Here is a 25,708-nt window from a genome sequence, read left to right on the forward strand (position 1 = left end):
GCAGACACTTCAGCCTGTGAGCTCAACCGGTCATCCCCAGAGAAGAAGATTCGTTGACAGCAGTAATATCTCTCGAGAAAGACTCAATTATATCAACAATTTTATTGACTTCTGATGAGCTCAACCCTGGATAAAGAGGCAAACAGATGACATTGCTACTTAGATACTGAGCAACCGGCAAATTAGAGGGTGCCGCACTAGCAAATTCTTTATACATAGCGAATTGACTAATAAGAGGATAAAAATATCGACGCCCCATAATTCCGTTTTTCTGAAGCGCATGATAGATATCATCACGCTTAGCCATGACTTCTTCATTAATTAAAATTGGAAAATATGAATAATTCCATTCAACTTCATCTGGAATGATAAGAGTCTGAATTCCTTCAAGTTTACCCAACCTCTTCATATAATGAGTAGTAAGCTCTCGCCTTTGTTCTAAAGCTACATCAATATGCTTCAGTTGTAATAAGCCAAATGCTGCCTGAACCTCATTAAGTTTTCCATTTATTCCTGTAGCAACAACCGTAGTTTCATTTGCGAAGCCGAAATTTTTAAGATAATCAATACGTTTTTTAGTTTTAGCATCGGGACAAATAATCGCGCCACCCTCAATGGTATTAAACACTTTCGTGGCATGAAAACTCAGTACAGACATATCTCCGAAGTTAAGAATACTCTCTCCATTAAGCTTTACACCAAAAGCATGAGCAGCATCGTAAATAACTTTAAGGCCATATGTATCGGCTATTTCCTGAATGCGCTCTACATCACATGGAACACCGTAACAGTGCACAGGCATAATAGCCGTAGTGCGCGGTGTAATTGCACGTTCAATCGCCTCCGGGGTCAGATTATAGTTTGCAGGATCTACATCTGCGAAGACAGGTGTTAAGCCATTCCACATTAACGAGTGAGAGGTAGCAACGAAAGAGTACGGAGTGGTGATAACTTCACCCGTGATACGCAACGCCTGCATTGCTGTCATCAACGCCAACGTACCATTTGCGAATAAACTTAAATGTTGAACACCCAGATAATCAGCAAGTTCTTTTTCAAGTTGTTGATGAAATGGACCACCATTAGTCAACCTTTTGCTTTGCCAGATTTCCTCTAGATAAGGAATAAATTCTTCTAGTGGTGGCAAAAGCGGACTGGTGACCAGCACATTTTCGCGATCGTAATGTGGATTATCACCTATTTTTTTCATGATACTCTCTCTACATAAGCAGCATTGATACATTTAAACTGAGTACAGTTTTGTTTTTTGTTATTATCTTTGTCGGACAGGGTTGCTAAAAACTGTAAAACCTTTTCCATGTAATCGTTAGTTTTGCAACTAGATTCATCACGAGTTAACAATGTGCGTTGCGTTGATTTAGACTTTCTTTGCGCTAACATAAGCAGTCCTTTAACCCACTCATGTGTTTTGTTTTTAACCCTGACGACATCCGGGTCAGCATCAAAAGATATCCCCTGACTGGTCACAACACTGATGTTATGAAAGCGATATTCCAGCAGTTCATAATTATCTTTATAACGTGTATTCTTATGTGGTAGTGCAGGAATGACCGCAACATCAATTTTTAATGATGTCAAATCGGGGCTTTTCCCATTGAGTTTAGAAACTCGCCATGTTTCACTCACCGATTCTACCCATACACGCGGGTAGTGGCCATAAATAACCCAGTCAAGATTGACAGCTGTCTGAATTATAATAGGAGTCAGAAAATTTATTTCTTCATTAGTTAAATAACGTGTGTCACATAGAACGCGTAATTTAACCGAACTCTCATTGCATGCACACGGTGCTGGCATGTATGGATAATACGCTGGAGTAGCAATGCTTTTTTTATTTTTTTTCGTTAGCCAGCGCTGTTGTTCCAATGAATAAGTAAGCCATCCTGTGAGCAAATCGCTATCAAGCCAATTCTTTATATTCTCACCAGAGAGAGTTTCATCCGCCACCCCATAAAATTTGTAGGGAAGGTTTGTTTTTAATTGTTGAATCACATTACTTTCTGGTACTTCCACATCAGGCATAACAACGGCAAAACTAATTTCTTCAGACATTAACTCTGCTACATGTGGTACTTTTTCAAAAGATATAACATCCAACTCCTGCTCTTTTTCAAGCAGTAAAATAAATTCTTTAAAGCGTGAAAGATGCCTATCACCATCACCATTACCATTACCAATTAGTGCAATTAATGGTATACCGCATTGACGCCTTGCTATCCAACGCTTAGCTGTATTATTATCCTTAATGGTGTGCTTTTGAAAGCCTTGCAATAAACTAATTAATTGATTTGTGGCTCTGAATTTTACTGCATTGTCATATATCATCGCCTGTAGAGCTTGCTCATCCGCGGCTGAACAATCAGCACATTCACCATCCCAAATCACAACACTTTCTGGAACCAGCAAAGTCTTATAGCCTAATATTCTTGCCTGAATCATAAAGCCTGTATCAACAGCAGCAATATTTTGTGGAATTTCCTCGAATCCTTTAACTGCCTCCCAACATGCACGCGAAACGAGCCAGCAAGCCTTCGCAACAGCTGTCACTGATGTCGCCGTTGATAATAGGTAGTTGATCGCACGGGCATCCCAAGGCAAGCCGAGACCTATATTTTCTAGCCTTCCGTGCTGATTTAAGCCTAATCCCGCCGATATGATTTTTTTGTCACGCCCAATCAATTTGGGTGCCACACAACCTATGTTCTCCCGCTGCATGCTATTTATCAAAATCGTTAGCCAATTTTTTATTAAAAATGTTATGGCGGTATCGATAAATAGATAATATTCCCCTCGGGCGTACTTTATTGCCAATTCAAGCAATGACTTCCGACCTTGTATATTTTCTTCGCGTACCACACGGATCTTTTCGACATCTATTTTAGCTACGGCTTCAAGCCATTGATTAACAGAATCACAGTTATTATCATGGTTTATTATCAGAATTTCATACTTATCCCAGTTCGTGTTCTCCAGGAAACTCATCAATGAATTTTCCAGGAGCACAGCATCTTCTCCCGCTAACACTATTACAGAAACTAAAGGTGCATCATCGCGTGCATAAGCTATCCGTAACGGTTCATCGGGTGAGCAACTGATGCCAACATCAGTACACCCTCTGGTAGCCAAATTTTGCTTCAGGGCCTCAGCGGACTCCTGAATTTCAAGTTCGTCAATGGCATAATTTGCGAGAACGCACAAGGCATCAGAATGGTACCCCAGCGACTGAGGCCCAAACTTGTTGTGAATTCGTAACAGCAAATCGGTCTCATAGGCTCTATCAAAGCGAATCACAGCCCCATTTAACTGACGTAATGCCGCAAATGAAAATAGCCAGCGTTTCATATAAACATGTGGAGCAGAGTAAAGAATTTCTTCTTCAAGCGCATCGCGCTTCATTGTCCATGATTCATCATTTCCATTTAACCATACCTCATCACAACCCACTGCAGAATAATCAGTATTGGCCAACTGATTGATTATAACTGGTAAGCTTTCATGGGCTAAAATAATGCCAGAAGAAACATTGAGCATCCAATCATAGCTACCTCTTTCAGTCACCCTCTGAATATGTGAGGCAAAATCATTAGCAAGTACATAGTTTGTATTTAAACTTGTTTTTTTTGTTACTGATCGGGTAATAACTTCTATATCCACAACGATGCTTTGCGCATGAATTGAGCTAATTGTTTCACTTGTTTTTTGGTCATCACTGGCATCTTCATGGATTAAAATTAATAACCGAGGCGCACTGCCGGATTGTACTTTCATACAGTAACCAGGAGGTAACTGCCGATGGGAAATCCAGTGTTGCAGACTTGAATTGATTATTTCATCAGTGCGATTTTTTGCTTCGCTTTGTGTTTTATGAATAAAATCCTCTAATTGTTGCAGGCTAACTTCTCGCGCCGCTAATAATTGCTGGCGAAGTTCAGTGCTTTTTTCACGAGCGTCTGCTAAAGATGCTTCGCTGTCATCCCAACAATAAGCCGTTGCACCGGCATCTCGAATTGTGGCTTCTGTTACCGCATAGTTCTCATAGCCTTTTGCTTTCAATGCTACGACAGGACAACCACACAACGACGCTAATGTATTGGTGCCTGATGATTCAAAACTATATAGAACTCTGGCACTCTTGAATTTCTCTGCCAACTTTTCAAGTGTTAGGGGATTACGCATTGAGAGTATTTCAAGCTCGTCAGGCAAACGAGAGAAATCAATAGCAGACTCTGGTACGCGATTGAGATAAAGAAAATTAAGATCACGTTTCTTGCCCTCATCACAAAAAAGGTCTAAATCGATGCACTCAAGCTTTAGTAATGAGGGGTTAATAGCTTTATCAGCAAACTCTTTGCGATACCAAAATATTAAGTCACTCTCCTCGGAATCAATGCTATTGCCATTCATTTTTCCCTCATGATTAAGCATATAACGCACCACGACCGGTGCGTTAAGAGGATTACCACTCACTATCTCTGGGTAGACCGCAATGAAGGGAATTTTTTGCTGTTTATGCTGCCGGAAAAGATGTTCACTCAGTACCGGTGTATTCCACGCCGGGTTTGTTTTAGCATTAACAATCCACGCTTGATATCCCTTTTCATTAAGCAGATGACAGAGATAGTGCATCACCTGAATACCCAGTGATGATGTTTTGTAATCTGGTGTCATGATGTAGTAAGGATATGATTCTGGACCAGCCATGCTGAGTGTTTCCCTGCGAAATTTTGCTCCAGGACATGATGCATCCTGGAGAATTCAATAATGGAAACACTCTGACACAGAGCCCGTCACAGTCAGGCGCAGAATACCGCTGTTTTTTGCCCTCTTTTTAAGCCTTAACGAAACTGACTATACTCCGTCACACTAAGGTCGCCATGCTGTGAGCCAGTTAGCTGCAGCGTCTGCTTTTAGCATCCACTCTTTTCTTAACATCGCTTGCAGTGCCAGCCCTTTTTTTTCACTCTGCTCAGATTCTGTCAGGTGCATACGAATTGCTTCAACCCAATCTTTAAACCGGTTTTTAACTCGTGTTACTGGTAGATCAGTATGGCGATAACACTCCACATCGCTGCAGATCACAGGAATACCACACGCGCCGTACTCCATCAGTCGGAGATTACTTTTACAAACATTAAATATGTTGTCCTCCACTGGGGCAAGCGCCAAATCAAGATTAAGCGCCTCAAGCGCGGCAGGATAGAGAGTGATATCAACTCCACGATGGAATTCATGCACAAAAGGTCTTAGTGCATCTGGACACATTCCCATGAATACCCATTCCACTTCATTAGCCAGCGCTTTAACCACATCTGCAATCATTTCAAGGTCACCCTGATGGCTGGACCCACCAGCCCAACCTACACGTGGTTTTCGTCCCTGGTTGCGCAAACTATGAAGATTACCCCACCAGTCAACAGGCAACAGGTTTTGCACCACCTGAATATCTGGATGGAAACCATGCAATGCTTCCGCCAGGGGAGCAGTAGAAACGACAAAGCGGTCGAAATAGCTTAAACTTTTTCGTAACTGTTCGGTGACTTCAGGACGAAAGTTCGCGCGATTATTATGTTTGGCCGGTAACTCGATAATATAGTCGTCAAGTTCGAAGACTTTAAATGTCTTATGAAGTTTTGCTACACGTTCTATCCAGTTATGAAACGCTGGTGAGTATCGCCGCTGAATAACCAATGTGTCAGGGTTGAACTGTGCTAGTTCACTAAATGTCAGCATGCTCATTCCCTCATATCCATTTGCAAACCCTGCGGCTTTCATAGCAGCAAAAGGTTTTAGCATGCGATAATAGCCGCATCCTGCACTATCGGCATTATTCACGATAATCTTAGGTACATTTATATGGTTAATCGGATTCCAGTTTAACTTACTGTCATTACTAATATCATAGTGTCGGCTGCGTAATGATAAATTGGAATTATATGCAGGGTCACGCGCAATGATTGGCAACCAGCTCTTAAACAATTTATCTTCTTCCTGCAGCTTAATTTTTGCCGTGGCATGCAGGGACTCTCCAACAAACTGCGTTCTTCTCGCTGCAGATCTCAGAATGCGCGCATAAGGGGTCCAAACGATTAAATAACCACGCTCACGAATTTTTAGACAGAAGTCAACATCGTCAAAGAGACGGTTATCACTGTTAAACCCGCCGACTTCATTAAATATTGTTTTGCGCACCAACATAAAGTCGCCTGATACTGCACTGTAATTTTGGTCAATATGCAAACGTGCCATGGCACTAGGCTGACTATCATCCTGCCCGCGGAACACTTCCCCAGCAGCACCATTAATACCCAAGACGTAACCCGCATGACGAACTTTATTATCTGATGAAAGTTGTTTGCCGCCAACAACTGCGACCTCAGGACGCTGCCCGTGATTTAATAGGTTAGCTAACCAAGTACCATCGGTGACAGCAAGTTCGTAATTCATCAGAATTAGATATTCACCTTTTGCGTACTTAGCAGCTAGGTTTGCCATCGCGCTGCGGTTAAATATATTCTCATAATTCAGTACGCGAATAGACTGTGGATCAACTTCAGAAATCGCCTGTAACCAGCTATCACGCTCTGGAGAATACTGATTATCTGTGACTATTAACAACTCATAATTTTTATAGGAAGTTTTTTCCATTATTGAGGTCAAGCAGCTAATTAATACAGGTAAACTGCCGCTGGCTAAAATGACGACAGAAACTTTTGGGCTTTCAGCATGATTGTAGCGCAACCGATAGTTATGGAATGAATCCAAGTCAATTTCTGCTTCAGAATATCCACGATGGTGTAAGTGCTGCTGTAATATCTTCGCGTCGTTTTTGATATCTCGTTTCTGTAGAGAAGCTGTCACTAAAGGTTCAGTGACATGCCCGACACAGTTTAGACCCTGAGATACTATCAACTTGAGAATTAAATCAAACTCAGCCGAATCACCACAAGAAGCATCAAACCCCTCAGCCGCCACCAACAATTCCCGTCGATATAGCCAGTGCTGCGCCATGGTTCTTGGCGTACTCAAAAGCATATCGAGATTAAAGTCAGGTCTAAAGGCGACCCCTGCAGGTTCCCCTTGGATCATAAAAAATTCATCAGCATATAATGCCAAATAATTTTCTGAACTTTGTAGTTGAGTAGAAAGCGCTATAAGCCCCGAGATGTGAAACTCAGTTCCTCCGCGGGTACACATAAGCCATTGATAATCCCCCAAGCCATATGCTTGGTTTACACCCACCATGAAATTATCAGCCACGATAACAGGCGTCTCAAAGTATTCATCAGTTTCAGCGGCGCTTATGATGACTGGCTGTATTTTCAGTAGCGGCGAAGAAAAAGAGCTTAAAGACTTTAAAGTTCGTAAAACGTCCTGTTGATAAGAGTTCACCCCATCAATAAGGATAGACAATGAAAACGGTTGGGTCTGTTGTGCCGCAATCTGAAACATTTGTTCATGTTGAAATGATTCAAGCTTACGGACCTTAAGCCAGTGATTTAGCACACCTAGGCTAAGATTGTGTTGCTGTTGTCTCCGGAGGTCAACTATCGAATGTTCATGGGGCATAGCTATATTTGCTACCGTGACCTGCTCTCGAGGTGCAGTATTAACTTTGTACCATTCTGAAGAACAAATATGTTGATATAGTTTTTTTCGCTGCTCTTTGACGTTATCTTTGGATTCACGCTGATGGGGTTGAATATAGACTTCAGAATGGCGGATTGAACAAAGTGCTTCTGGCAACCACACCACGTCACCGCTTTGTAAAAGCTTAGAATAAAGCACTAAAGCCAAGATATCGGCATTTATATTCCCATCAAGAATAAATAAATTCCCTTTTTTTCCCATTAAAGGGGATATTGCCTCTCGAGGAATTAATGAAGTGACCAATTCTCCAAGTAAGTTGTAATCGAGCGTAGTTTGATAGCGCAGCAGATCTTGCCCGCGCATTAGGGTAGTTTCCGCCATTAATCCTGTATTGACTAGTGTATCGGGCAGAATATTACCCTGTGCATCAATCACATTTCGCTTTGAAACAGCAATGACTGCTCTCGGAGCCATTTTAAGTGCAGCAAGCAGCTTGCTAATGCAGTCTGGTGCAAGCAACTCAGCATCACTCAAAAATTTGAAATAAGTTCCACGGGCAACTGAAATCGCTTGCTCAACCACATTGTGATAGCCAGAAGATGTAGTGATCAATTTTATCGAGTGCCCGGCCCGTTTTAGCCAAGGCTTCACACATCTCGAGACACTTTTGTCATCGCTGTAGTCAGCTACGATAATCTCGCAATTTCCATAGTCTTGATCTCGTGCACTTTGCAGCGCTATGTTGAGCCAATGAGGTATCTGTGCAGTAACAATAATACTGACAAGGGGTTGAGCGTTCATTGAGCGTGTTTCTCCCAAAAGACTTGCAGAGCCGGTGCCACGACTCAAAAGCAAATGTTGATAGAGAATGTTAGCTGGCTAATTTCGATCTAATCCTTCAAGTACACAGCCAAACGCCAGCTATTCTAAGCGATTACGCTCAATGTAAAAGAATGCTCATTTCGGGTACTTAATTTCTTTACGACATGCGGAAATCACCATTTCTCCCCCTCAATCCAAACGAAAGTGGTTTTTCGCTATGAACGCGTTTAAAAAAGATGAGCGGAAATTTTGGTTGTAAGGCGACCTTTAAGGTCGTTAGTTGAGAATGATGAATAGCTGAGGTAAACAGAAAAAAATCGGAGCGATCTCAGTAGATCGCTCCGTTACTGAAAAGTAAGACCAAACTCTATTCGGCATCACTTGTAGGCGATGCTGAATAACTGTCTTATTAGCCCTGAAGCAGAGACAGAACCTGCTGAGGAACCTGGTTAGCTTTAGCCAACACTGAGTTACCTGCCTGCTGGATAATCTGCGCTTTAGACATGTTCGACACTTCAGTTGCGTAGTCCGCATCCTGAATACGAGACTGCGCTTCAGACAGGTTGGTGGTGGTGTTGTTCAGGTTGGTGATAGCAGAGTCAAGACGGTTCTGAACCGCACCCAGGCTTGAACGATAGGTATCAACCTGAGCAATAGCTTTGTCCAGCAGAGCCAATGGATCTTTGGTCGCTGCGCCAGCGAACTCGGTTGTCGCACCTGAACCACTCAGCTCGATACCAGTAGTGGTGCCAGAAGTAGCATCAGTTGCATCTTGGCTATCAACCATCAAACCAGAAGATACTTCGTAATTTTTGCCCTGCACACTAACGAAGGCTACAGCATTGCCGTCAGAGTCAGCCCCAACCTGAACCAATTTGCCGCTCTGAGTTGCAGAGCCAACGCCATTATCTGAATCACCGTATGTGACATCAGTGGTGTTCATCTCAACTTTACCGGCATCAGAACCCGCGTTATCTACAGATACAGAATAGTAGTCACTGCCAGACTGAACTACGTAACCGCTTGAACCAGTGATCTGATGAAGCGACAGTGTGCTAGCGTCGACACCTAAGGCTTTCGCCGCGTCAGAAAGGTCAACTTTTGTCAGCACACCGCTGTCATTTGAAACCTGAGTCACTGACGCACCTACGCTCAGTGAGTTTTTAGATACAGAGAAGCCGCTCAGTCCCAAAGTTGAAGAGTCAATCTGCTCCAGGTTGATGTTGATGGTTTCGCCATCGTTTGAACCTACCTGGATGCTCATGGTGCCGTTTTTAGACAGCACGTTCACGCCGTTGAAGGTGGTCTGGTCAGATACGCGGTCAATTTCATCCAGACGTGATTTGATTTCGTCCTGGATTGAAGACAGGTCAGAATCTGAGTTGGTACCGTTCTGAGACTGTACAGTCAGTTCACGGATACGCTGTAAGTTGTTGTTGATTTCTGACAGTGCGCCTTCAGTGGTCTGCGCAGCAGAGATACCATCGTTGGCGTTACGCGCAGCCTGAGTCAGGCCATTGATGTTAGAGGTGAAGCGGTTGGCAATTGCCTGACCAGCAGCGTCATCTTTAGCGCTGTTGATACGAAGACCAGAAGACAGGCGCTCGATAGAGGTAGACAGAGCAGACTGGTTCTTGTTGATGTTGTTCTGGGTGATCAGCGAGAGGCTGTTGGTGTTAATTACTTGAGCCATGGTTTAAGTTCCTATTAATCAAGTCTTTGGTTATGGTTTGGGCTTCAACCCGCCGGCTTCAGCGCCGTCAAAGTTGTTATCGTCTGTGCTGAAACAACCTTTAGAGATTTTTTAGTACCAGGCGAAATTTTTTATCTTCAACCTGTCACGCTTATCTTTATCGCCCCCACCTCGCACATCTTTAGTGCAAACCCAATACTTTTCTAGCGCCGGAAATACCCTTCTCTATATGCTTTATTCGCTTTATCACTCGCAGATAAATAATTTTAAACTTTGCCTATTAAGAGCCGATAACCCCGGTATTCACTCTCCGTGTCGATATAAAAGGAAACAACATGGCTAGTATCTCTACCCTCGGTATCGGTTCAGGACTCGATTTAAGTACCATTCTGGATAATCTGGAAACCGCCGAAAAAGCGTCCCTGACACCGATTTCAACTCAGCAAACGGCCTATACCGCCAAACTGAGTGCTTACGGCACGCTGAAAAGTGCGCTGACAACTTTCCAGACCGCTAACACCACCCTTAATAATGCCGATCTGTTCACGGCAACCTCTGCAACCAGCAGTACCAGTGCCTTTAGTGCTACAACATCCGGTTCAGTGGTTGCAGGTAAATACACGATTAGTGTTACGCAGTTGGCGCAGGCGCAAACGTTGACCTCGGCGGTGCAAACCAGTAACACCACAGCGCTGGGTGACACTTCTGCCAGCAGCCGTACTATGACAATTGCGTTGAAAGATGGCAGCAGCAAAGACATCACCCTAACCAGCGATCAAACGTCGCTGACTGGGATGCGCGACGCAATTAATAGTGCAGACGCTGGCGTGACGGCCACCATCATTAAAGTGGGTGATGGCAGCTACCGTTTGTCACTGACATCGAGTGAAACGGGCAGCGATAACGCCGTGACTTCGATTAGCGTTTCAGGCGATGACACCTTGCAAGGCATCGTAGGTTATGACGCCAGCGCCAGCAGCAACGTGATGACTGAAAGCGTCGCTGCGCAAAATGCAAAGCTGACCGTTAACAACGTTGAAATCGAGAACAGCAGCAATACCATTGATGATGCGCTGGAAGGTATTACACTCAATCTTAACGATACAACTACCAGCAATCAGACACTGACAATTGCTAAAGATACGACTAAAGCAGAAAGTGCTATCAAAAGTTGGGTTGATGCATATAACACTTTACTGGATCAATTTGACACGCTGACAAAATATACAGCTGTTGATGTCGGTGCTGACTCTCAGGATTCCAGCAACGGCGCGCTGTTAGGTGACAGTACGCTACGTAGTATCCAGACCCAGCTTAAAAGTATGTTAACCAATGCGCAGAGTTCATCGACGTACAAAACGTTAGCGCAAATTGGCATCACTACTGACCCTTCTACCGGTCAGTTAGAAACTGACGACGACAAACTTGAAACGGCGCTGAGCAGCGATCCAGATGGTGTTAAAGAGATGATCGTCGGTGACGGTAAAACCACCGGCATCACCACCACCATCGCCACCAATCTGACCAGCTGGCTTTCGAGCACTGGTATTGTTCAGGCCGCCACTGATGGTGTCAGTAAAACCCTGAATGACCTGACCGATCAGTACAACACCATGAGCACCCGTATCGATAACATGGTGGCGCGTTATAAGACCCAGTTTACCGCCCTCGACGTTCTGATGAGTTCGCTGAACCAAACCAGTAGCTATCTGACGCAGCAGTTCGATACGTCAAGCAGCTCAACGAGCACCACCAGCTCATCCTAATAAGGAGTGATCATGTACAGCGCAAATGGCACTCAAGCCTATGCAAAGATTGGTGTGGAGAGCGCAGTGATGAGCGCCAACCAGCAGCAGCTGGTCTCCATGCTGTTTGACGGCGCGCTGAGCGCGCTGGTACGTGCCCGCCTGTTTTTGCAGGATGGGAATAATGAAGGCAAAGGTTTATCGCTATCGAAGGCGATCAACATCATCGAAAACGGACTTAAGCAAGGTCTGGTGGAAGGTACTGGCGATGAACTCACCGATAATCTGGTGGGATTGTATGCCTATATGGTCCGCCGTCTGCTGCAGGCCAACCTGCGAAATGACGTAGAAGCCATTGAAGAAGTAGAAGGCCTTTTACGCAATATCGCTGATGCCTGGAAAGAAGTCGCACAACCTCAACACCTTCAGGACGCCGTTTAATGAATAACGCACCGCAACTGATCACCGTTTACCAACAATTACTTGATCTCAGCCATGGAATGCTGCGCCTGGCCGCAGACGGCGAATGGGATGACCTGATTACAAAGGAGATGGATTACGTCAGTGCGGTGCAAACATTGGCCCGAACGACGGAAGCCGCGCCGCCGTCCAGTCAGATGCAGGAGCAGCTGCGCCCAGTCTTGCGCCATATCCTCGACAATGAGAGTGAAGTCAAACGTCTGTTGAAATTGCGCATGGACGAGCTGGCGTTACTGGTAAGCCAGTCATCGAAGCAGAAGTCGGTGATGAGCGCTTATGGCAAGCAAGGCAATGTGTATCTGCCACAGAATTAATTCACGGCGGGTTAAATGAAAAACGGGTGAGCTGATGCTCACCCGTTTTGCTTTTGCGCCCAGAGAATCACTTCTGAGAAGGCACCGAAACCGGACGCATGATCTCTGGCTCAATATTCTGAATCACCGCTTCATTAGGGCGCTTTGCCACCTCTTCCAGCGCTTGCTGGCACTCCAGGGTTGGGCGATCTATCTTACGCATGCGCAATCCGTCATAACGCAGCTCGCCGTTGTTCAGCACAATCGGCATCACGCGCACCTGGCGCGTCACGTTGACCCATTGGTCGCCCAGACGGGTCAGTTTGCCTGGCTTGGCAATCACGCGCTGCCACTGGCGGCAATCCAGCGTATCGCCTTCAGCGCCAATGATCAGGCTGCCAATCGCCTGGCTGCTGATCAATTTGCTCTGTGGCCCAACCGTCTGCCAGTTGCCCTTGAGTTCCTGCGGCGCAGGGGTTTTTACCGCACCGTCATAACTGGTGATTTGCGCACATCCGCTCAGGCCGATCGCAGCCAGCAACATCCACTTTTTCATTATTCATCCCTACACTCGCGTCAATGCCGGGTACGTTATAATTTTTCCCGTAAGTTACGCAAGCTATCTTGATTAAAACACCACGCTTCCTGACAACGCATTGCGCGCACGCTACACTAGCGCGCAAGTTACGGATCAGGAATCACCCATGAAAACCCCAGAAGAGTATTATGCACAGGCGCGTACTATGTTTTTTGCTGCCCACGCCGATTTTCAAGCCGCGTTAGATGAGCTGACAGAAAGCGATGCGCGTGCCGCCAACCTCTCATTGCGCCAATTGCGTGAATGGCATGCCGAACGAATTTACGCCGCGTTTCTGCGCCAAAAGAAACTGGATGGTATGCTGTTTTCCATTCAACTGGCTGAGCCAGACAAAGCCGTTGCAGCGGAAGCTATTGAAACCTATCTGAAATCCCATGCGGAAGCATTGGGAATGACGTGGGAAGAGTTCTGCATCAAAAACGAACTCTAAGCGCAGCGGTACTAAAACAGTATCTCAGATACACCTCCAACCGCACAAATTCCCAAGGAAAAAAGTTGTACAACTCGACCTAAGTTGTATAACTTAGTCGGGACGGCTTCGGTCGTAGATTGTCCTTGAACGAAGGTGCTGTTGCGCCGCCTCTGGAGGTGTTGCTGGATTTACCCTCCAGAGGTAGTATTTTTTCCTTCAATGTTGTTCCCTTCTCTTTGTCTCTGAGCAAAAAAACTCCTCCTGATAAGCCCTCACAGCTTGCTACTGTTTTTATTTACAGTAATATGACGCACCCTGTTTGAACAATGGAATATCCTGATGTTTGTGGAGCTGATTTACGACAAGCGCAACGTGGCCGGTTTACCGGGTGCGCGTGAGATGATTTTGCAGGAGTTAGAGAAGCGCGTGCAGCGCGTGTTTCCTGACGCGGAGGTGCGTGTTAAGCCAATGGAGCGTAATGCGATCGATACCGACCTCAGTAAGAACGATAAAGCGACTGTGGCGCGCATTGTTGAAGAGATGTTCGATGAAGCGGATATGTGGCTGGTGGCCGATTAAGCCACCCGCCCAGAAAGAACTTAGCTTTCCTGCTCGCTGTGATTGATGGCGATTTCCAAATCCTGAATCGCCTGATCAATATCATCCAACAGCTGTCCCTGCTTGTTGATTAGCGTATCAAAACGCCCAGCATACTCTTTGTCTTTATATTCCCCTGCATCAAAAGCTAACCAGTGACTGGACAGCGTCTCAGTATTGGTCTGCGCGTAGTGACGCATCTCTTTTAGCTGTGAGGTGACATCACGCAGGTAGTCAGTTTTGGTTTTGATTGCCTCTGTATCACTCATGCTATCTTCCTTTTCGCTAATTAAACCCGTTTAAATAACGCCTGAATGATTAAAGGTAGTTGAAAATATCGAGGCCGCATTAAGAATAATCGGAAGTGTCAGAGACAGGCGGCCCGAAGGCCGCCCGGTAATTACAGATACTTCCTTGCTAGCGCAATCAGTTCATCCTTAGCGGCTACGCCCAACTTCTCTACCCCCTGCTCAACAAAATTAAACGCCTGCGTGAAGTCTTTCACACTGGCACTAATGTCTTGCTGAACAGCAGAAGCGGCAACAGCGGGTTGCGGTGTAACATCCGCCGCAACAGCCGGTGTAGCTGAGGGCTGCGATGCAGCGTCCGCCGCCACAATCGGCGCAGCAGCAGGTTGCGATGCAACATCAGCCGCACCATCCGGTGAAGCAACAACCGATGTAGCCGCAGAAGTATCTGAAGTGCTAGCGACAGGTGCCGAAACTTCATTGGCAAAACTCTCCGCCGGTGAAAGCGCAGTGGCATCCGGTGCTGAGGTGGTGGTGGGTTCAATGACAGTTTGATCGCTCATAATTTTCTCCTTCTGACTTAATAAAGACCGTAGTTGGCCGAGGCTTTCTACGATCCGCTCGGTAATACTCATCTTGGCCTCCTTAGCGTGTCGGTTCGGATGGCGCATCCTCTCCGACAACCTGCTTTACTTTGTCTGCTGTCTTATTCGCGGTGCGGTCCGGTAAGCCATCCAGTTTTTTTTGCAAAGCCACCAACTGGCTGGTCAGTTCGGCAACCCGCGCTTCTCGTCGATCTGAAATGGCGCGGTACTGTTGGCGAATATCCTCTACTCGACGATTGGCGCTGTTATTGACGAACACAAACATGATGGTCATCGCTACGCACAGCAGCGACAGCACCAACAGCAATCCGCCAAGCAGTAACTGACGTCGATGGTTTTTGACTGAGAATTCAGTGTTTATCTGCACCATCGCGGCTCTCCTCAAGGGTGGTAATCAGTTGATTGATTTGACTGCGGAATTTGTCACTGTGGTCAGATTCCGTGGTCGCCAGCAAAATGCCTAACGCGTTTTTAATCAGCCGCAAATCGGTTTCCAACGATGATATACGCCGCAGGTTTTTATCATGCCGCTGGCGCAGATCGTCGTTCTCCTGGCGCATCAATGCATGGCTCTCCTTAAGAAGCATCACCTGCTCTTTGTAGCTGGTAATGATCTCTCCGCCGGCGCGATTGCTGGTGACAATGGCCGCGATGCCTGCCATTAAAGGCTTCCAAAACACCGCTGCCGCACCGCCGCCGAGAAGCAACGCACCGACACTGGTCACCAAACTACTTTCCATGCCTCACCTCTCAACACTGGCAAGGAGTCAGCCCTCAAAGCACGTTGACCACCCTTGCCAGTTGCCTGGTCAATGCCATAGTTTAAGTTTACTTTAACTTATGAATTTAAGTATACTTAAGTAAACCCAGTTGGAGTTGTCAAGATGATGAAAAAAGAATTTGTTGGTGAACGCATTCGCAGCCGCCGTAAAGCGCTGAAGCTCACCCAGCAGGCGCTGGCGAGTGGCATTGGCGTTTCACATGTGGCTGTTTCGCAGTGGGAAAAGGAAGAGACGGTGCCTCGCGGAGAGAATCTTTTACGCTTAGCAGAGTGGTTGCAATGTACTGCTGCGTGGATCATTGACGGTGACGGCGAAGTATTTGCTGCGCCATCGAGCGTCAGTCATCTCTCCACCCTGCCCTTGATAAGTCTGGCGCAAGCGGCGCTGTGGTTGCAGGAGCAACGTTTGTCCATTCAGCAACAAGCCACACGCTTTCTCTATAGCGACGTTCCACTCAGTGAACTGGCGCTCGCCGTCATGCTGGAAGATGATTCCATGCAACCCGACTATCGACCGAATGACACGATGATATTTGACCCTGCCGTCGCCCCCCAACCCGGTGATGTGGTTCTGGCTAGGGTCAATGGCATCGCGCAGGTGCGAATCTTTCGCCTGTTAGCACAACACCAAGACGAGGAAATTTTCTCGTTAAGGCCTTTAAACGAAGATTTTCCTGCGGTGACATCATCAGAGAACAGTCTGAAGTTGATTGGAACTTTGATGGAGATGCGTCGATATCGTTCAAAATGATCACGCAAAAAACCCGCTTGATGTAGCGGGTCAAGTACAGCAAAACTACGGCAAATCTTACAAAACGTCGGTCAGATGATCGACGACAACCCTCCCGTGCAGATCCGTTTGCGTAATACGATAACTGACGCAGTAAGAACGGCGGGTACTGAGTTTATCAAACAGCGCAACGCTGCCTTTATGCTTGCCGTCTGCGCCAACAATTGACCATTTAGTCACATCTTCTTGACCGCGGTTGTTGAGTCTTAACACGCTCTGCTCACCTCTGGTTAACGAGGGCCACGATACGCCTTTCATTTATCCATTCAATCGAATTTTTTTATCGTTAAGCGCATGATGGTGCGATTCATTAACAATTCGACTTGACGCCGTTTGCTAGCCGCTTCGGTTAACCTATTATTTTGAAAATAGTTTACGGCCAAGCACTGTATCTATAGACAGACCCCGGCGTAAGCCTGCTACTGTAGGCCCCACAATAACGATACGTTCGGACAATCTCATGCTCACCACCATCATCTACCGCAGCCATCTTCACGATAATGTCCCCATCAAAACACTGGAAGACATGGTTGCGAAGGCGAATAACAAAAACCAGTCTTCGGATGTGACCGGCATACTGTTGTTCGATGGTCGACACTTCTTCCAGCTTTTGGAAGGACCTCGTGAAGCGGTACAGAACATTTATGACCGAATTTGCGCGGATGCTCGTCACCATAACCTGGTGGAGTTGATGCACGACTTCGCGCCGACACGCCGCTTTGGCAATTTGGGCATGGAGCTGTTTGACCTCCGTGAACATGATAAGGCCACGGTTTTGCAGGCCGTGTTGGATAAAGGGACTTCGCGTTACCAACTGACTTACGATGATCGTGCTTTGCAGTTTCTACGTACCTTCGTCATTGCGCGTGATAAAGAAAATTACTTTGAAATTCCCGCTGCCAATACCTGGGAATTTATTGCGGATGAACCTGCGCGCACCTTGCAGGATGACATTATGGCCTCCTTGCAGGATTGTCATTTCGCTTTCCAACCCATCATCGATCCTTTTGCCCGCCGCGTTGCATCCTATGAAGCACTGATTCGCACCCCCAATGGCGGTTCGCCGAGCGAATATTTTTCTGACTTCGGCGGCGAGGCGATTTATCACGCAGATATCCAATCGAAGAAGCTCGCGTTTCAACTGGCAAGCGCACTGGGCATTGGCGATCACAGCCTGTCGATTAATTTACTTCCCATGTCACTGGTTACCGTGCCGAATGCCGTCGAGTTTTTGCTGGCAGAAATAGAAGCCAACGGATTAGTGCCGGAGCAGGTGATTGTGGAAGTGACTGAGAATGAGATCATCTCTAAGGCTGACGAATTTGCGGCGGAAGTAAGAAAACTTAAAGCCGCAGGAATTAGCCTGGCTTTAGATGATTTTGGCGCCGGTTTTGCCGGCCTATCGCTGCTGTCCAAGTTTCAGCCGGATAAAATCAAAATCGACCGTGAGATCATCAGCAACGTGCACAAAAGTGGCCCGAAGCAGGCCATCTTGCATGCCATCATCAAGTGCTGTTCGTCTTTGGAGATTGCGGTGATTGCCGAGGGAGTAGAACAAGCAGAAGAGTGGATGTGGCTTGAGGCGGCAGGTGTCAGTCAATTCCAGGGGTATTTGTTTGCCCACCCGCAGTTGAATGGCTTACCGGCGATTGCCTGGCCTGAGATCAAATAACACGCTTCATTGAATAAAACCGCCTGTAGAAAGGTAATGCCAGTCAGTTAAGGTCCTGTTCGGCTAAGGCCGCTATTTTGTTAAAATGGCGGCCTTTTCTTATACGCGGGTGGGCATGTTGGTGAGGGCCACAGCACCTCTGCTGCTGCCGGGCCGTCCTCGCGCCGCTGCGCGGTGCCTTCGGCTGCAACGTTGTGCCGGCCGGAACGTTCCGGTACGGCCGTCCTGGCCTACCCGAACTGCCTGTCGCATCCCTGCGACTGGCTCCTGGCACAACGTCTCCGCCTCAGCGCTGCGAATAGCCCTTGCAGCATCAGAGGCGCTGTGGCCTCAGACACGGTGCCCTTTGTAGCAGTAAAAGCGCTATCGCCTGAGTCATCGTGCCCTTTCCAACAGCGTAAACCGATATTAGCAAGCAGGCTGGTGCCGCTCTGGGGCGGGTATTTCGCAGCGCTGAACGAAATGAGGAAGCCAGGAGAGCCAGCATGGATGCTGGCGAAAGGTGCAGCCGGGACAGGGAAAGTCCCGTCTGCGCCGGTCCGTCAGGCGGACGAGTGAAGTGAAGGTACCGCGTCAGCGGCGCGAGGGCCGCCAGCCCCTGAGCGGCACCAGACTGCGTTATCATCAGATGCTTAATTGACAAGCATTGCCTGTAGAAAGGCGGTTTATTAAAATTTAAAGCGGCGTATAGCCTGGTGGTAATAAGCGATCGCTGATGATTTGATAGTTCATCAGTTTGAATGAGCTTAAGGTAATGGGCACAGCAATGCAGGGACGATACCAACCATACTGCCTGATATAACGCCACACTTCCGGCGGATTATCATTATCTCTCACCCAGTAGTACCCTTCTTTCATATTTACACGCTTCTAGTGGCCAAGATAACGATCAGACTTTCATGGGCGTAATGCATGATCTGCACCCTCTTCGGCTTAACTCATGAAAGCTCATCTCACGCCAGCACTCTACCACACAGATGCCACACTTGATCAGTAAGTGTTTGTTTTATTTAGCGCTTCGCTTATTTCGCTCGCGGGTGACGAGCATAAAAAAAGCCGCTTCCGCGACTTTTTTTGAGCACTCTGACGTTAATAATAGGTCACTTCGATGGTGCCATATTGCTTATCAATTAGCTTACCATCGGCATCCGTTGTCAGGGTGTCACAGTAGTAAGGCACATCATTTTTATATTTACAGTGTGTGCTGACGGTTTTGCTCTGATTGTTTCTTTGCACCGTCGTAATCACGTCGGATATTTTCTTCACGTCCGCATCATGAACCGCGCTGGCACGTGAAAGCGTCTCGTCGCCCTTCATAATGCTTAATAGCGTCATATCACCCGCTTTATTGTAAGTCAGATGAAATTTCACATCAGAAGCGGGAGATGAAATTTGATCAACCCATCCCTGAGCGTTGTAGGCAATATCCACTGCCATCGTTGGCGTGACTTTCTTGATAACGGCGCACTGCTTATTCAGTGTCACCACCACATCCTGACCGTTTTCCGTGCCGGTCAGTTGCTCGCCTGAGCGAGTCACTTCCGTGATTTCACCGGCCTTGTCGATCGATTTAACATGAGTCACACAGCCTTGCTGATCAAACGCAATATCGACGTCGAACAGCGGTGTGCCATCGGCACTAAACAGACGTTGATGGGTACTCTTAACGTTGCCGGGGATGGCTTCGAATTGATAGAGGTAAGCGTAGTTTTTCATTTGCGGGGAGAAGTCCGCACTTTTATTATCACAGCCGGACAGCAAAGCCATTGCCATTACCATTACCATTACCAGCAGCAGGGGATGCTTCACGTGAGAGTCCTCTTCCCGATATGAGCCGCGTGTCAGGCCAGCATCATGCCGCTGTGAAAGAGAAAGATAAATCCTTTCCCGCCTGACATCGCAACATCTGTGCAGTCACTACACCTGCATATTCATAATATCGGTATAAGCGGACACCAGTTTGTTACGCACCTGGACACCCATCTGCATTGAGATAGAAGACTTCTGCAAATCGACCATCACATCATTCAGCTGAATGCCGGGTTTACCCATCTCAAAATCCTGCGCCTGCGCGCGCGCGGTATTTTGCGTTTCGCTGATCTTATCCAGTGCTGCTTTCATGGTGGCACCGAAATCCACCTGATTGGTTGACTCGGCCTGTTTGCCACTGGCTTGCAGAGACGTTAACTGCAGCTGCTGCAACACACCATCAATTGCCTGAATCGACATTGCCTGTACCTCATGGAAGAAGGGTTTACATTTTCACGCTGCAAAAGTTAACACACTGTCAATAGGACAAAGGCGCTAAATAAACGTAAAAACCCCGGCTTATCCAGCCATCGAAGTGACCCAATCCATCAAATAATGCCCCCATAAGATTGGAAATTCATTTTCATTTGTTCCTCAAAACAGTTTGCATTGCCGCAAGGCGGCAAGTTCGCGAATCCCCGGGAGCTTACATCGGTAAGTGACCGGGGTAAGCGAACGCAGCCAACGCAGCAGCAATGCAAAATGTGAAGAGGAAAGTCAGGGAGTCTGTTTTGTCACCACAACTTACCCGGTCAATTATGTCAGGCAGGAATCGGTCATGAATGCGAGTGCAGCCGCTACACAAGATACCGCAAAGAAGGGCTTCAATGACCTGCTTGGCCGCCTGCGCGCCAATCCGCGAATTCCTTTAATCGTTGCCGCCGCCGCCGCCATTGCGGTGGTTTTTGCGTTGGTGCTGTGGGCTAAAGCGCCGGATTATCGCGTCCTTTATAACAACCTCTCTGATGAGGATGGCGGCGCGATTGTCACGCAGTTAACGCAAATGAACATCCCTTACCAGTTCGCCGAGAACGGTGGTGCACTCATGGTGCCCGCCGATAAAGTGCATGAACTGCGTCTGCGCTTGGCGCAACAGGGGCTGCCGAAAGGCGGCTCTGTTGGCTTTGAGCTGATGGACAAAGAGAAGTTCGGCATCAGCCAGTTCAGCGAGCAGATCAACTACCAGCGCGCGCTGGAAGGCGAGCTGGCACGCACCATCGAGACTCTGGGTCCGGTGAAGAACGCACGCGTCCATCTGGCGATGCCAAAACCGACGCTGTTCGTTCGCGAACAAAAGGCCCCTTCCGCTTCCGTTACCCTGAACCTGCAACCAGGCCGTGCTTTAGATGAAGGCCAAATTCAGGCCATTCAGCACATGGTATCGAGCAGCGTGGCAGGACTGCCACCCGGCAACGTAACGGTAGTTGACCAGACCGGACGCCTGCTGACGCGATCTGACAGCGAAGGCCGTGATCTGAATGACGCTCAGCTGAAATACGCCTCTGAAGTCGAAGCTCGCTATCAGCAACGTATCGAAGCGATCCTCAACCCGATTGTTGGCCAAGGCAATGTGCATGCGCAGGTGACAGCGCAGATTAACTTTGACCGTAGCGAACAAACGGACGAGAAGTACCAGCCGAACGCCAATCCTAATAGCACTGCGATTCGCTCGCGCCAGACCAATACCAGTGAGCAAAACGGTAGCCCGTACCCAGGCGGCGTGCCGGGTGCACTGTCGAATCAGCCTGCCCCGGCCAATACGGCACCGGTTAACAACCCGCAGCAGCAGAATAATGCCAACGGTCAAAACGCCAATGGCCAGAACGCGAATGGTCAAAACAATGGCACCTCGACCAGCACAGCACAGAGCAGCGGCCCAAGCAGCTCAACACGCAATGACACCGTAAACTACGAACTGGATCGCACCATTCGCCATACCAAGGTGAACGTCGGTGACGTACAGCGCCTGTCGGTTGCAGTGGTCGTGAATTATCGCGATGACGGTAAAGGCAAAGCGGTTGCACTGAACGATCAGCAGATCAAACAGATTGAAGATTTAACCCGTGAAGCGATGGGCTACTCCCAGACTCGTGGTGACAGCATCAACGTCGTCAACTCGCAGTTCAATATGACCGAGCCGTCTGGCGGTGACCTGCCGTTCTGGCAATCACAAGCCTTCTTCGACATGTTGATGAGCGGTGGTCGCTGGCTGCTGGTGGCACTGGTTGCCTTCATCCTCTACCGCAAGCTGGTTCGTCCACAGCTGATGCGTAAGAAAGAGCAAGAGAAAGCCGCCGCAGAAGCTGCCGCAGCGCGTGCAGAAGCGATGGAATCTGAAGAAGCCTTCAGCGTACAGCTCAGCAAAGACGAGCTGGACCAAGAGCGTAAGTCGAATAACCGCATGAGCGCCGAGGTGATGAGCCAGCGCATCCGCGATATGTCTGAAAACGATCCGCGCGTTGTGGCGCTAGTTATCCGCGAATGGATGAGTAAAGAACTATGAGTCTGACCGGTACAGAAAAAAGCGCCATCCTGATGATGACCATTGGCGAAGAGCGCGCGGCGGAGGTGTTCAAACACCTCAACCAACGTGAAGTACAGCATCTCAGTGCCGCGATGGCCGGCATGCGTCAGGTCTCGCATAAGCAGTTGACGGAAGTCCTGCGCGAGTTTGAAGCAGATGCCGAGCAGTTCGCGGCACTGAGCCTCAACTCCAATGAGTATCTGCGCTCAGTGCTGGTGAAAGCGCTGGGTGAAGAACGTGCGGCCAGCCTACTGGAGGATATTCTCGAGAAAAACGAGACCACCAGCGGGATGGAAACACTCAACTTTATGGAGCCGCAGGCGGCCGCCGACCTTATTCGCGACGAGCATCCGCAGATTATCGCCACCATCCTTGTACACCTTAAACGTGGCCAGGCCGCCGATATTCTGGCGTTGTTCGACGAACGTCTGCGCCATGATGTGATGTTGCGTATTGCCACCTTCGGCGGTGTACAGCCTGCGGCACTGGCAGAGCTGACCGAGGTGCTCAACGGCCTGCTAGATGGCACCAACCTCAAGCGTGCGAAGATGGGCGGCGTGAGAACAGCAGCCGAAATTATCAACCTGATGAAAACGCAGCAGGAAGAAGCAGTTATCGAAGCAGTACGCGATTTCGATGGCGAGCTGGCTCAGAAGATCATCGACGAGATGTTCCTGTTCGAAAACCTGGTGGAAGTGGACGACCGCAGCATCCAGCGTTTGCTGCAGGAAGTGGAGTCCGAGCAGTTGTTGATCGCGCTGAAAGGTGCCGAACAGCCGCTGCGCGAGAAGTTCCTCAAGAACATGTCGGCACGTGCGGCCGATATTCTGCGCGACGATCTGGCCAACCGTGGTCCGGTGCGTATGTCTGCGGTGGAAAACGAACAGAAAGCCATTCTGCTGGTGGTACGCCGCCTGGCCGAAGCGGGCGAAATGGTAATTGGTGGTGGCGAGGAAACTTATGTCTGATGCCTTTTCCGCCCGTGCGTGGCAGCGCTGGCAGCCTGATGACTTAGGCAGTGCGTTCAAAGTCGAAGCAGAACCGCAGCTGGAAGAACCGGCTGCGGAGTTTGAAATCAGTGCAGAAGATGAACAGCAGCAAATGCTGGAGCGCATGCAGCAGCAGATGCGCAAAGATGCACAGACGCAGGGTTACAGCGAGGGTTATCAAAAGGGCTTTGCTGAGTCACAGCAGAACGGCTATGACGCTGGTTTCCAGCAAGGTCTGGCCGATGCGCAACAACAGCAGGCGCCATTACAGGCGCGAATGCAGCAATTGGTGACCGAATTTCATCACACGCTGGAAGCCCTGGACAGCGTGATTGCTTCGCGTCTCATGCAACTGGCACTGGAAGCGGCACGTACCGTCATTGGCCAAGCGACTCAAGTCGATGGCACTGCCCTGCTGCGTCAGATACAACAACTGATTCAGCAGGAACCGATGTTCAGTGGTAAACCGCAACTGCGCGTACATCCTGATGATTTACAGCGCATTGAACAAACACTGGGCCCGACGCTGGACCTGCACGGTTGGAAGCTGCTGGCCGACAGTTCGCTGCATCCCGGCGGCTGTAAACTCAGTGCAGAAGATGGTGACCTTGATGCGAGCGTGGCAACCCGCTGGCAAGAACTGTGCCGTCTGGCCGCACCGGGGACATTGTAATGACCTCGTCGCGCCTTTCACGTTGGCTCGGCGCGCTCGATGCCTTCGAAGATCGTATTTCACAAGTTCAAACGGTGCGCCGCTACGGTCGCCTGACGCGTGCGACCGGCTTAGTGCTGGAAGCCACCGGGCTGCAACTGCCGCTGGGTGCGACCTGCATCATTGAACGCAGCGATGGCAACAACATCACCGAAGTCGAAAGTGAAGTGGTGGGCTTTAACGGTCAGAAACTGCTGATGATGCCACTGGAAGAAGTGGATGGGATTTTGCCGGGCGCGCGCGTTTATGCGCGGGTCAATGGCGATAGCGGCCACAGCGGTAAACAACTGCTGCTTGGCCCAGAATTGTTGGGCCGTGTGCTGGATGGCAGTGGCAAGCCGCTTGATGGCTTACCTGCCCCGGACACCGGTTATCGCGCACCGCTGATCACCGCCCCCTTTAACCCGCTGCAACGTACGCCGATTGAAGATGTGCTGGATACCGGTGTGCGCGCGATTAACGCCCTGTTGACCGTCGGACGGGGCCAGCGTATGGGTCTGTTTGCCGGTTCCGGCGTGGGTAAATCCGTGCTGCTCGGCATGATGGCTCGTTATACCAAAGCGGATGTCATTGTGGTTGGCTTGATCGGAGAGCGTGGTCGCGAAGTTAAAGAATTTATTGAGAATATCCTCGGCGCTGAAGGTCGCGCGCGTTCCGTAGTGATCGCCGCGCCAGCCGACGTTTCACCCTTGCTGCGCATGCAGGGTGCAGCCTACGCGACCCGTATCGCTGAAGACTTCCGCGATCGGGGTCAACACGTGTTGCTGATTATGGACTCCCTCACCCGTTACGCCATGGCGCAGCGTGAAATCGCCTTGGCAATCGGTGAGCCGCCCGCCACGAAAGGTTATCCGCCTTCCGTGTTCGCCAAACTGCCAGCCCTGGTCGAGCGCGCCGGTAACGGCACTCATGGCGGTGGTTCGATTACCGCTTTCTATACCGTCCTGACCGAAGGTGACGATCAGCAAGACCCGATTGCTGACTCTGCCCGCGCCATCTTGGACGGTCACATTGTGCTATCACGTCGTCTGGCTGAAGCCGGGCATTATCCAGCCATTGATATTGAAGCGTCCATCAGTCGTGCGATGACCGCGCTGATTGACGACACCCATTACGCGCGCGTGCGCCAGTTCAAACAGTTGCTCTCCAGTTTCCAGCGCAACCGCGATCTGGTCAGTGTTGGCGCCTATGCCGCCGGAAGCGATCCGATGCTGGATAAAGCCATCAAGCTTTACCCCGAAATGGAAGCGTTCCTGCAACAAGGTATTTTCGAACGCAGCGACTACGACGATGCCTGTCTGCATTTGCAGGCCATGTTCGGTTAGTCCGA

The 25,708-nt window shown here is 48.6% G+C and carries 24 protein-coding genes; 11 read left to right on the forward strand and 13 right to left on the reverse strand.

Annotated elements, in window-relative coordinates; genetic code table 11:
• Positions 1 to 22: 22 nt before the first annotated feature.
• The 4 genes from F3J38_RS12055 to F3J38_RS12070 all read right to left on the reverse strand — a co-directional run bounded on the left by F3J38_RS12055 (position 23) and on the right by F3J38_RS12070 (position 10,123).
• A complete protein-coding gene (locus F3J38_RS12055) occupies positions 23 to 1,210 on the reverse strand; it encodes a DegT/DnrJ/EryC1/StrS family aminotransferase (RefSeq protein ID WP_167138640.1) in 1,188 nt (395 codons plus the stop codon).
• Complete coding sequence (locus F3J38_RS12060) at positions 1,207 to 4,722, reverse strand: glycosyltransferase family 2 protein (protein ID WP_167138642.1); 3,516 nt, start codon at positions 4,720 to 4,722, stop codon at positions 1,207 to 1,209. Before F3J38_RS12060 ends, F3J38_RS12055 begins: the two co-directional genes overlap by 4 nt.
• 162 nt (positions 4,723 to 4,884) lie before the next feature.
• A complete protein-coding gene (locus tag F3J38_RS12065) occupies positions 4,885 to 8,409 on the reverse strand; it encodes a glycosyltransferase (RefSeq protein WP_167138644.1) in 3,525 nt (1,174 codons plus the stop codon).
• Between the two features lie 430 nt (positions 8,410 to 8,839).
• Positions 8,840 to 10,123: a FliC/FljB family flagellin gene (locus F3J38_RS12070; protein WP_167138646.1), complete on the reverse strand. Its 1,284-nt coding sequence runs from the start codon at positions 10,121 to 10,123 to the stop codon at positions 8,840 to 8,842.
• Between the two features lie 335 nt (positions 10,124 to 10,458).
• Between F3J38_RS12070 and fliD the strand changes: the two genes are divergently transcribed.
• From fliD to fliT, 3 genes are read left to right on the forward strand one after another with little or no spacing between them, the layout of a single operon-like run.
• Entirely contained in the window at positions 10,459 to 11,889 is a 1,431-nt protein-coding gene (fliD, locus tag F3J38_RS12075) for a flagellar filament capping protein FliD (RefSeq protein WP_167138648.1), read from the forward strand.
• A gap of 12 nt (positions 11,890 to 11,901) precedes the next feature.
• Positions 11,902 to 12,309 (forward strand): flagellar export chaperone FliS, encoded by a 408-nt coding sequence (fliS, locus tag F3J38_RS12080; RefSeq protein WP_167138650.1) that lies wholly within the window; start codon positions 11,902 to 11,904, stop codon positions 12,307 to 12,309.
• A complete protein-coding gene (gene fliT / locus F3J38_RS12085) occupies positions 12,309 to 12,662 on the forward strand; it encodes a flagella biosynthesis regulatory protein FliT (RefSeq protein ID WP_167138652.1) in 354 nt (117 codons plus the stop codon). Before fliS ends, fliT begins: the two co-directional genes overlap by 1 nt.
• Positions 12,663 to 12,729: 67 nt before the next feature.
• Here the strand turns inward: fliT and yedD are convergent, their stop codons facing one another.
• Positions 12,730 to 13,197, reverse strand: a complete 468-nt coding sequence (gene yedD / locus F3J38_RS12090) for a lipoprotein YedD (RefSeq protein WP_167138654.1) — start codon at positions 13,195 to 13,197, stop codon at positions 12,730 to 12,732.
• A gap of 148 nt (positions 13,198 to 13,345) precedes the next feature.
• Between yedD and F3J38_RS12095 the strand changes: the two genes are divergently transcribed.
• Together F3J38_RS12095 and F3J38_RS12100 are read left to right on the forward strand one after the other, a co-directional pair.
• On the forward strand, positions 13,346 to 13,669 hold the full coding sequence (locus tag F3J38_RS12095; protein WP_034824381.1) for a DUF6388 family protein: 324 nt from the start codon (positions 13,346 to 13,348) through the stop codon (positions 13,667 to 13,669).
• Between the two features lie 321 nt (positions 13,670 to 13,990).
• Positions 13,991 to 14,230, forward strand: a complete 240-nt coding sequence (locus tag F3J38_RS12100) for a DinI-like family protein (protein ID WP_084935535.1) — start codon at positions 13,991 to 13,993, stop codon at positions 14,228 to 14,230.
• A gap of 20 nt (positions 14,231 to 14,250) precedes the next feature.
• Here F3J38_RS12100 and F3J38_RS12105 read toward each other — a convergent pair whose 3' ends face one another.
• From F3J38_RS12105 to F3J38_RS12120, 4 genes are all read right to left on the reverse strand, one after another.
• Positions 14,251 to 14,517, reverse strand: a complete 267-nt coding sequence (locus F3J38_RS12105; protein WP_084935536.1) for a hypothetical protein — start codon at positions 14,515 to 14,517, stop codon at positions 14,251 to 14,253.
• Positions 14,518 to 14,648: 131 nt separating this feature from the next.
• A complete protein-coding gene (locus tag F3J38_RS12110) occupies positions 14,649 to 15,059 on the reverse strand; it encodes a hypothetical protein (protein WP_167138656.1) in 411 nt (136 codons plus the stop codon).
• An 82-nt stretch (positions 15,060 to 15,141) separates the two neighbouring features.
• A complete protein-coding gene (locus F3J38_RS12115) occupies positions 15,142 to 15,471 on the reverse strand; it encodes a hypothetical protein (RefSeq protein ID WP_167138658.1) in 330 nt (109 codons plus the stop codon).
• Complete coding sequence (locus tag F3J38_RS12120) at positions 15,452 to 15,841, reverse strand: hypothetical protein (RefSeq protein WP_167138660.1); 390 nt, start codon at positions 15,839 to 15,841, stop codon at positions 15,452 to 15,454. Before F3J38_RS12120 ends, F3J38_RS12115 begins: the two co-directional genes overlap by 20 nt.
• A gap of 144 nt (positions 15,842 to 15,985) precedes the next feature.
• On the opposite strand from F3J38_RS12120, the gene F3J38_RS12125 reads away from it, so the two are divergent.
• Positions 15,986 to 16,633 (forward strand): helix-turn-helix domain-containing protein, encoded by a 648-nt coding sequence (locus tag F3J38_RS12125; protein ID WP_167138662.1) that lies wholly within the window; start codon positions 15,986 to 15,988, stop codon positions 16,631 to 16,633.
• 57 nt (positions 16,634 to 16,690) lie between these two features.
• Here F3J38_RS12125 and F3J38_RS12130 read toward each other — a convergent pair whose 3' ends face one another.
• Entirely contained in the window at positions 16,691 to 16,930 is a 240-nt protein-coding gene (locus tag F3J38_RS12130; protein WP_167138664.1) for a hypothetical protein, read from the reverse strand.
• 202 nt (positions 16,931 to 17,132) lie between these two features.
• Here F3J38_RS12130 and F3J38_RS12135 point away from each other — a divergent pair, with 202 nt between their 5' ends.
• On the forward strand, positions 17,133 to 18,344 hold the full coding sequence (locus F3J38_RS12135) for a diguanylate phosphodiesterase (RefSeq protein ID WP_167138666.1): 1,212 nt from the start codon (positions 17,133 to 17,135) through the stop codon (positions 18,342 to 18,344).
• Positions 18,345 to 19,019: 675 nt separating this feature from the next.
• Here F3J38_RS12135 and F3J38_RS12140 read toward each other — a convergent pair.
• From F3J38_RS12140 to fliE, 3 genes are all read right to left on the reverse strand, one after another.
• Complete coding sequence (locus F3J38_RS12140) at positions 19,020 to 19,181, reverse strand: hypothetical protein (protein ID WP_167138668.1); 162 nt, start codon at positions 19,179 to 19,181, stop codon at positions 19,020 to 19,022.
• A gap of 252 nt (positions 19,182 to 19,433) precedes the next feature.
• A complete protein-coding gene (locus tag F3J38_RS12145; protein WP_369410999.1) occupies positions 19,434 to 20,153 on the reverse strand; it encodes a YnfC family lipoprotein in 720 nt (239 codons plus the stop codon).
• 108 nt (positions 20,154 to 20,261) lie between these two features.
• Positions 20,262 to 20,573: a flagellar hook-basal body complex protein FliE gene (gene fliE / locus F3J38_RS12150; protein WP_167138670.1), complete on the reverse strand. Its 312-nt coding sequence runs from the start codon at positions 20,571 to 20,573 to the stop codon at positions 20,262 to 20,264.
• Between the two features lie 358 nt (positions 20,574 to 20,931).
• Between fliE and fliF the strand changes: the two genes are divergently transcribed.
• From fliF to fliI, 4 genes are read left to right on the forward strand one after another with little or no spacing between them, the layout of a single operon-like run.
• The gene (fliF, locus tag F3J38_RS12155) at positions 20,932 to 22,656 is read left to right on the forward strand and encodes a flagellar basal-body MS-ring/collar protein FliF (RefSeq protein ID WP_167138673.1); all 1,725 of its coding nucleotides are present in this window, start codon (positions 20,932 to 20,934) and stop codon (positions 22,654 to 22,656) included.
• Positions 22,653 to 23,645 (forward strand): flagellar motor switch protein FliG, encoded by a 993-nt coding sequence (gene fliG, locus F3J38_RS12160; RefSeq protein ID WP_167138675.1) that lies wholly within the window; start codon positions 22,653 to 22,655, stop codon positions 23,643 to 23,645. Before fliF ends, fliG begins: the two co-directional genes overlap by 4 nt.
• A complete protein-coding gene (fliH, locus tag F3J38_RS12165) occupies positions 23,638 to 24,339 on the forward strand; it encodes a flagellar assembly protein FliH (RefSeq protein ID WP_167138677.1) in 702 nt (233 codons plus the stop codon). Before fliG ends, fliH begins: the two co-directional genes overlap by 8 nt.
• Positions 24,339 to 25,703 (forward strand): flagellar protein export ATPase FliI, encoded by a 1,365-nt coding sequence (fliI, locus tag F3J38_RS12170; RefSeq protein ID WP_167138679.1) that lies wholly within the window; start codon positions 24,339 to 24,341, stop codon positions 25,701 to 25,703. The genes fliH and fliI overlap by 1 nt, the downstream gene beginning before the upstream one ends.
• Positions 25,704 to 25,708 lie beyond the last annotated feature (5 nt).

The organism is Candidatus Pantoea formicae, assembly GCF_011752625.1.
In the GTDB taxonomy this organism is placed as follows: Bacteria; Pseudomonadota; Gammaproteobacteria; order Enterobacterales; family Enterobacteriaceae; genus Pantoea; species Pantoea formicae.

Bases quoted from the DNA above. Each gene is read 5' to 3' on its own strand.
- fliI (WP_167138679.1), top strand. From the start codon at position 24,339: ATGACCTCGTCGCGCCTTTCACGTTGGCTCGGCGCGCTCGATGCCTTC.
- fliS (WP_167138650.1), top strand. From the start codon at position 11,902: ATGTACAGCGCAAATGGCACTCAAGCCTATGCAAAGATTGGTGTGGAG.
- fliF (WP_167138673.1), top strand. From the start codon at position 20,932: ATGAATGCGAGTGCAGCCGCTACACAAGATACCGCAAAGAAGGGCTTC.
- fliG (WP_167138675.1), top strand. From the start codon at position 22,653: ATGAGTCTGACCGGTACAGAAAAAAGCGCCATCCTGATGATGACCATT.
- F3J38_RS12070 (WP_167138646.1), bottom strand. From the start codon at position 10,123: ATGGCTCAAGTAATTAACACCAACAGCCTCTCGCTGATCACCCAGAAC.
- F3J38_RS12105 (WP_084935536.1), bottom strand. From the start codon at position 14,517: ATGAGTGATACAGAGGCAATCAAAACCAAAACTGACTACCTGCGTGAT.
- F3J38_RS12095 (WP_034824381.1), top strand. From the start codon at position 13,346: ATGAAAACCCCAGAAGAGTATTATGCACAGGCGCGTACTATGTTTTTT.
- F3J38_RS12120 (WP_167138660.1), bottom strand. From the start codon at position 15,841: ATGGAAAGTAGTTTGGTGACCAGTGTCGGTGCGTTGCTTCTCGGCGGC.
- yedD (WP_167138654.1), bottom strand. From the start codon at position 13,197: ATGAAAAAGTGGATGTTGCTGGCTGCGATCGGCCTGAGCGGATGTGCG.
- F3J38_RS12130 (WP_167138664.1), bottom strand. From the start codon at position 16,930: ATGAAAGGCGTATCGTGGCCCTCGTTAACCAGAGGTGAGCAGAGCGTG.
- F3J38_RS12060 (WP_167138642.1), bottom strand. From the start codon at position 4,722: ATGGCTGGTCCAGAATCATATCCTTACTACATCATGACACCAGATTAC.
- F3J38_RS12065 (WP_167138644.1), bottom strand. From the start codon at position 8,409: ATGAACGCTCAACCCCTTGTCAGTATTATTGTTACTGCACAGATACCT.
- F3J38_RS12100 (WP_084935535.1), top strand. From the start codon at position 13,991: ATGTTTGTGGAGCTGATTTACGACAAGCGCAACGTGGCCGGTTTACCG.
- F3J38_RS12110 (WP_167138656.1), bottom strand. From the start codon at position 15,059: ATGAGCGATCAAACTGTCATTGAACCCACCACCACCTCAGCACCGGAT.
- fliT (WP_167138652.1), top strand. From the start codon at position 12,309: ATGAATAACGCACCGCAACTGATCACCGTTTACCAACAATTACTTGAT.
- fliD (WP_167138648.1), top strand. From the start codon at position 10,459: ATGGCTAGTATCTCTACCCTCGGTATCGGTTCAGGACTCGATTTAAGT.
- F3J38_RS12135 (WP_167138666.1), top strand. From the start codon at position 17,133: ATGCTCACCACCATCATCTACCGCAGCCATCTTCACGATAATGTCCCC.
- fliE (WP_167138670.1), bottom strand. From the start codon at position 20,573: ATGTCGATTCAGGCAATTGATGGTGTGTTGCAGCAGCTGCAGTTAACG.
- fliH (WP_167138677.1), top strand. From the start codon at position 23,638: ATGTCTGATGCCTTTTCCGCCCGTGCGTGGCAGCGCTGGCAGCCTGAT.
- F3J38_RS12055 (WP_167138640.1), bottom strand. From the start codon at position 1,210: ATGAAAAAAATAGGTGATAATCCACATTACGATCGCGAAAATGTGCTG.
- F3J38_RS12115 (WP_167138658.1), bottom strand. From the start codon at position 15,471: ATGGTGCAGATAAACACTGAATTCTCAGTCAAAAACCATCGACGTCAG.
- F3J38_RS12125 (WP_167138662.1), top strand. From the start codon at position 15,986: ATGATGAAAAAAGAATTTGTTGGTGAACGCATTCGCAGCCGCCGTAAA.